Raw genomic sequence first — 5197 nt, 5'->3', positions numbered from 1 at the left:
GTCAGGGATAGCCTGGTCCAGGGAGAGTTTGGCAAACAGACGCATTGAGGCAATTTCGTAGAGTGCGTCCTCCATGGCGCCGTCGCTGAGGTTGTACCACTGCTGCATACAGTGAATGCGGAGCATGGTATCGAGTGGGTAGGGACGACGCCCGTTACCAGCTTTGGGATAGACGGGTTCGATGACCCCCAGCATCCTTGGCCATGGGAGCACAGCCTCCATGCGAGCCAAGAATATCTCTTTACGGGTTTTACGGCGTTTGCCATTGAACTCGCAGTCCGCGAAGGTGAGCTGGTGACTCATGCTGAACCTCATCCCTGATGCCAAGTGGGGTTCATGATCTCACATCAAGGACTTTTTCGCACTTTCCCTAGAAAAAATGCAGCAAGGTGCCATCAGGCTGCAGGGCAGCACCATGATTTCCAGATAAAGGTGGTACGCACTATATATCCCGGCACGGAGCAAAGTGGCATTAGCTCACCGGTGTGCTCGTGAATACGATCCGCAACGATGAGGTTGAGGTGGGGAAGGAAAAACCATCGACAATTCGTAGGGAGAGGCACTGCATCTGCAGCGCGTTCAGATAACAAAACGGCAGCCCATGGCTGCCGTTTGCGTGGCTTATTGCTCTTCCGGCAACTCGTCAAACAACGGGTGGTAGAGCACCTCCCCCTGCACGCCGGCCAGACCGCCTTCCTGCAGCTCCATCGCCATGAAGCAGTCGGCGGGCACTTCGTAGATGCAGTGCAGGCCGAACTCGCTGGCGGGGCGAAAACCGAAGCGGCTGTAATAGGTCGGGTCACCCAGCACCACCACCGCCTTCCAGTCCATCTCCAGCGCCGTATCCAGCCCCTCGCGCACCAGATCCGAGCCGATCCCCTGCCCCTGCCAATCCAGGTGGACCGCCACGGGCGCGAGACCAAGCCAGGGTCCCTCCACCCCGTTAATGGTGATCGGGCTCAGCATCAGGTGCCCCATGAACTCGTACTCCTCCTCCTCGACCATGGTCACCACGGCGGCGCCGCATTCGCGCAGGCGGTTGACCAGTTCGGCCTCGTCGGTACGGCCAAAGGCGGCGCTCACCAGGTCATAGACCGGCAGCATGTCACCAGGGCGCTCGGTTCTCAGCATACAGCGTTACTCCTCGTACAGCAGAGCGGGCATTATTCCACAAACAGACCACCTTCTTGAGCATCTTTGTCCAGAAATGGGAGGGTGAACTCAGGAAAACGGTTTGCCACCAACGCCAGCAGAAGGTGCAGATCGGCCGGTTGCAGGCGGGTGATGGCGGTTCGATAGGCGTTGAACAGCGACGGTTCGGCCCGTGCCAGCCAGGCCAGGGTGTCGTCGGCATCCCGATGCCAGCGACCGGCCAGCTCGTCGAGAAGGGCGGGCAAGGCCACCAGCAAGTCGAGCAGATGATAGCGATGAGTGAGCGGCTCAGCAGCCAGCAGGGCGAGTCTGCGCTCCTCACTTGCGAGCCAGCGCAAGCGCTGGCGCCGCTCTGCCAGGGTCAGCAACACAGGCCCCTGGCGCTGCAGACTGGCCAGCTGCAACAGGTAGTCCAGTCCCTGCTCTTCGGCGTCTTTCAGCAGCAGGCCGCGCAGCAGATGGAGCTGCTCGGGCTCGGCCTGCGCCAACGCATCCTGCTCGTAGTATTCCACCGCCAGCGGCCCGTCAGAATCCAGGGAGCGTGGCGGCGCGGCGGCGGGCTCGCCCCCTTCTGCCCCATCCCGACTTGTCATGAACAGCGCCAGCCGCTGCGGCGCTCCCTCCCCGACCTGTGTCTGCAGGATGGCTGCCACCACCCGCGCATCGGCCAGCAGGGAGGCCAGCTGACGTTCGACCGGCGCCGCCAGCGTCAGGCTTTGCGCCAGCTGCCAGTAGCTCACCTCGTTCTGGCTCTGACTCAAGCCCTGACGCTGGCCACTCAATGCCCGTCGGCCGCAATAGCGCATGCCCAGCTTGGCCATCACCCGGCCGGAGGCATGGTTGTCCGGCATGTGGCGGGCGGTGAGCACCGGCAGCTGCAGCCGGTCGAACGCAAAGGCCTTCACCAGCCGGGCGGCCCGGGTCGCCAGCCCGCGATTTTGCCAGGGCACGCCCACCCACCAGGCCAGCTCGCCGTTCCAGTGCAGCGAGATCACCCCCACCAGCGGCGCCTGGCCCTCGCCTGCCGGCAGGGTCAGTGCCCAGCTCCAACCCAATCCGAGCGCCGCCTTGCGCCAGCAGCCGGCCAGCCAGTCGCGGGCCGCCTCTGGCGGATAGGGGTGGGGAATGTTGAGGGTGTAGCGAGCGAGCGCCGCATCGCTGCAATAGTGCACCACCTCAGCTTCATCGAGCGCCAGCAGGGGGCGCAGCTGCAGGGCGGGCTCCGACCGGGAGGGAGGCTCGGCCAGCACGGGCACCGTCAGGCGGCGGGCCAGCAGGCGGTTGAGCACGGCGCCCAGATCGTCCTGCGCCGTCAGCGCCAGATCGGCCCCCAGCCCCCCCAGAGTCAGCAGCCCCTCCTCCCGCGCCAGGGTCAACAGGGAGGTCGAGCCGCTGACAAGGATCTGCCGGCTCGGATCAACGGCCTGCTGGCCGGGCAGATCGCCGTCCAGCCAGGCGGCAAGCAGTGCGCTGGCCGAACACACGCCATCGGGCGGACAACAGGACCAGAGTCCGCCGGTATCGCTCGGCAAACGCTCATCGACCTTGCTCTGCAGCAACTGCCAGCCATGACCCTGCCGCTGCCAGGCCTGCAACACCGGCGCCCAGTGGGGCTGCCACAGGGCGCGCTCGATCAGCAGTTCCATCAGCCGGCCTGACAGGCAGCAGGCAGACTCAGGTGGCGGGGATGCGCCTCGATACGGGCAATCCAGGCTCGGATGGCGGGCCAGCCCTGCAGCGAGAAGATCCCCTCCTCCGCCACATGGGTGTAGGCGTACAGCGCGATGTCGGCGATGGTCGGCGCCTCGCCACACAGGTAGGGGCTCTGCTTGAGCTGCTGCTCCAGCACCTCCAGCGCCTTCTCGCCGCCGGCTTTGAGCCCGTCGAGGCGCGCCTCCTGGGACTCCGGCCGCCCCAGATAGTGAACGATGAAGCGGGCTACCGCGATATAGGGCTCATGGCTGTACTGCTCGAAGAACAGCCACTTGAGCACCTCGGCCTGCTGACGCGGCGCGGCCGGCCACAGGGGCGACCCCTGCGCCAGGTAGAAGAGAATGGCGTTGGACTCCGCCAGGGTGTCGCCCTGGGCCAGCTCCAGCACCGGGATCTTGCCGTTGGGGTTCAGGGCCAGAAAGTCGGGGGTGCGGGTCTCTCCCGCCAGCACATCCACCGGCACCCATTCGAGGGGCAGCTCAAGCCAGCGGGCCAGCAGCCAGGGCTTGTAGCAGTTACCGGACTTCAGATCGCCATACAGACGCATACAGACTCCTTGTCAGCAGCAGAGGGCTCGCGGGGCACTCAGGGCGCCAGCCGCTCGATGTGCCACCCTTCCCCTTCGCGGGTGTAGTAGAAGCGGTCGTGCAGGCGATGCTCGCCCCCCTGCCAGAATTCGACCGTGTCGATGCGCACCCGAAAACCGCCCCAGAAACTCGGCAGCGGCACCTCGCCATTGGCAAACTTCTGCTTGAGCTCGAGAAACTTGGCCTCCAGCACGCCGCGCGCCGAGATGCGGGTCGACTGTTTGGAGACCCAGGCGGCGATCTGGCTGTCTTTGGGACGGCTGTGGAAATACTTCATCACCTCGAAGGTGCTCATCTTCTCCACCCGGCCGGTCACATGCACCTGTCTGTCCAGGGTGTGCCAGGGGAAGAGCAGGCTGATGCGGGGGTTGCCCTCCAGCTGATGCGCCTTGCGACTGCCCATGTTGGTGTAGAACACCATGCCTTCGGCATCGTAGTGCTTGAGCAGCACGGTACGCTGCCAGGGCTGGCCGTCGGCATCGACGGTGCCCACCACCATGGCAGTGGGGTCGGTCAGCCTGGCTTCGCACGCCTGGGCCAGCCACTTCTCGAACAGGGCGAGGGGCTCGGCCGGCAGATCGGCCCGGTGCAGTCCACCCCGGGTGTATTCGCGGCGCAGATCGGCTACATCCATCATCTTGATTTTCCTTCTCTCTTTGCCGCCCATGCGGCCATGCGTGCAGGCATTGTGCGACGAGCACGCCATGGGTACAAGCCTTGTGACCGGCAAATGGCGGCCGCAAAAAAGAGGGAGGCTCGCGCCTCCCTCTATTGACCTCAACGCTCACACCTTCACTGCCGATCCGTCGCCGGTTGTGACGGGCAGTGCGCCAGCATGCGCCGGTTGTAGTCGGCCGCGTAGGCCGCCAGTTTGGCCTGGGCCTCCTGCTGACCTGGCTTGATGACATCCCCCAGCCCCTCCAGGTAGCGCACGCCGCAGCGGGCCTTTGCCGAAGCCTGCTGCTCCGGCGCTATGCCGGGCGCCACTTCGCCGCGCCCGGCCCGCACGATCAGCCGGTAATCCTGTTTGGCCAGGCTGGCGCTGACCGCCTGCTCCAGGGTATCGGCATCGGCCTGACAGCCGCCAAGCAGGGACGCCAACAACAGCCAGGCCGCCTTCATCCGCGCCTCCGCTGCCAGCCCAGCAGGGCCAGCGCCAGGGTCCAGAGACCGAGGGCGCCACCGCCGCCACCACCCGAGCTGCCGCCGCTTTGGACGACCGGCAGCTTGGCCGGGCTGATGGCGAAGAAGATGTTGTCGCTGCAGGCCACCTTCAGACGGGCAGCACTGGCCAGATCCGCCGGCAGGGTTACGGTGGCCGAGCCGCTGTTGGGCTGGCTGACCGCCTGGCTGCTCCAGCTGGTTCCCTCGTTCTGGGTCAGGAACAGGTCCACCTTGCTGCAGCTGATCGGTGCCAGGTTGGTGCCCGCCACATCCCAGCCGACCACCTGACTTGCCCCCGGCGTCAAGGAGACCCCAAGCGGCGCAGTCAGCCGGAAGGCGCTGCCGGTATTGACCACCTGCACCTTCATGTCGTCGCTGGCGACACCGCCCTTGCCATCACGCACCGTCAGCCGGAAGTTGAGATCCCGGTTGGTGGTGGGCCAGGCCTCGCCCTTGGCGAGCGTGCCCGACAGCAGGGAGGGCAGGCTCGGCAGGATCCGCTCCGGTGAGCTGGTGGGGGAGACGAAGCGAAACAGCGGCCGGCTGCCGTCGTCCACCATGGTGGCTAGGCTGTGTTCTCA

Annotated in this window: 6 protein-coding genes and 1 pseudogene; all 7 read right to left on the bottom strand. The window is 65.5% G+C overall.

All coding sequences use genetic code 11. The annotated features are described in order from the left end of the window. The coding region (locus tag CAK78_RS09045) for a transposase (protein WP_141214098.1) at window positions 1–303 on the bottom strand (303 nt) is incomplete at its 3' end. A gap of 318 nt (window positions 304–621) precedes the next feature. Continuing rightward, a complete protein-coding gene (locus CAK78_RS09040; RefSeq protein ID WP_094697065.1) occupies window positions 622–1131 on the bottom strand; it encodes a GNAT family N-acetyltransferase in 510 nt (169 codons plus the stop codon). Window positions 1132–1163: 32 nt separating this feature from the next. Beyond that, window positions 1164–2798, bottom strand: coding sequence for a GNAT family N-acetyltransferase (locus CAK78_RS09035; protein ID WP_094697064.1), 1635 nt, complete (start codon window positions 2796–2798; stop codon window positions 1164–1166). Next, window positions 2798–3412, bottom strand: a complete 615-nt coding sequence (locus tag CAK78_RS09030) for a glutathione S-transferase family protein (protein ID WP_094697063.1) — start codon at window positions 3410–3412, stop codon at window positions 2798–2800. The genes CAK78_RS09035 and CAK78_RS09030 overlap by 1 nt, the downstream gene beginning before the upstream one ends. A gap of 38 nt (window positions 3413–3450) precedes the next feature. After that, on the bottom strand, window positions 3451–4089 hold the full coding sequence (gene pdxH, locus CAK78_RS09025) for a pyridoxamine 5'-phosphate oxidase (protein WP_005298871.1): 639 nt from the start codon (window positions 4087–4089) through the stop codon (window positions 3451–3453). Between the two features lie 155 nt (window positions 4090–4244). Next, window positions 4245–4574, bottom strand: a complete 330-nt coding sequence (locus CAK78_RS09020) for a hypothetical protein (RefSeq protein ID WP_094697062.1) — start codon at window positions 4572–4574, stop codon at window positions 4245–4247. Beyond that, a pseudogene (locus CAK78_RS09015) lies at window positions 4571–5188 on the bottom strand (hypothetical protein); the annotation flags it as partial. The gene CAK78_RS09020 and the pseudogene CAK78_RS09015, both read right to left, overlap by 4 nt. Window positions 5189–5197: the final 9 nt, after the last annotated feature.

Origin of the sequence: Aeromonas sp. A35_P (assembly GCF_002259925.1) — a bacterium.
Lineage (GTDB): Bacteria > Pseudomonadota > Gammaproteobacteria > Enterobacterales > Aeromonadaceae > Aeromonas > Aeromonas dhakensis.
This window is presented reverse-complemented; position numbering and strand designations above follow the sequence as displayed.

What these genes read in the sequence shown, in the direction of transcription:
- CAK78_RS09040 (WP_094697065.1), bottom strand. Translation starts at nt 1,131, where the DNA reads ATGCTGAGAACCGAGCGCCCTGGTGACATGCTGCCGGTCTATGACCTG.
- CAK78_RS09035 (WP_094697064.1), bottom strand. Translation starts at nt 2,798, where the DNA reads ATGGAACTGCTGATCGAGCGCGCCCTGTGGCAGCCCCACTGGGCGCCG.
- CAK78_RS09030 (WP_094697063.1), bottom strand. Translation starts at nt 3,412, where the DNA reads ATGCGTCTGTATGGCGATCTGAAGTCCGGTAACTGCTACAAGCCCTGG.
- pdxH (WP_005298871.1), bottom strand. Translation starts at nt 4,089, where the DNA reads ATGATGGATGTAGCCGATCTGCGCCGCGAATACACCCGGGGTGGACTG.
- CAK78_RS09020 (WP_094697062.1), bottom strand. Translation starts at nt 4,574, where the DNA reads ATGAAGGCGGCCTGGCTGTTGTTGGCGTCCCTGCTTGGCGGCTGTCAG.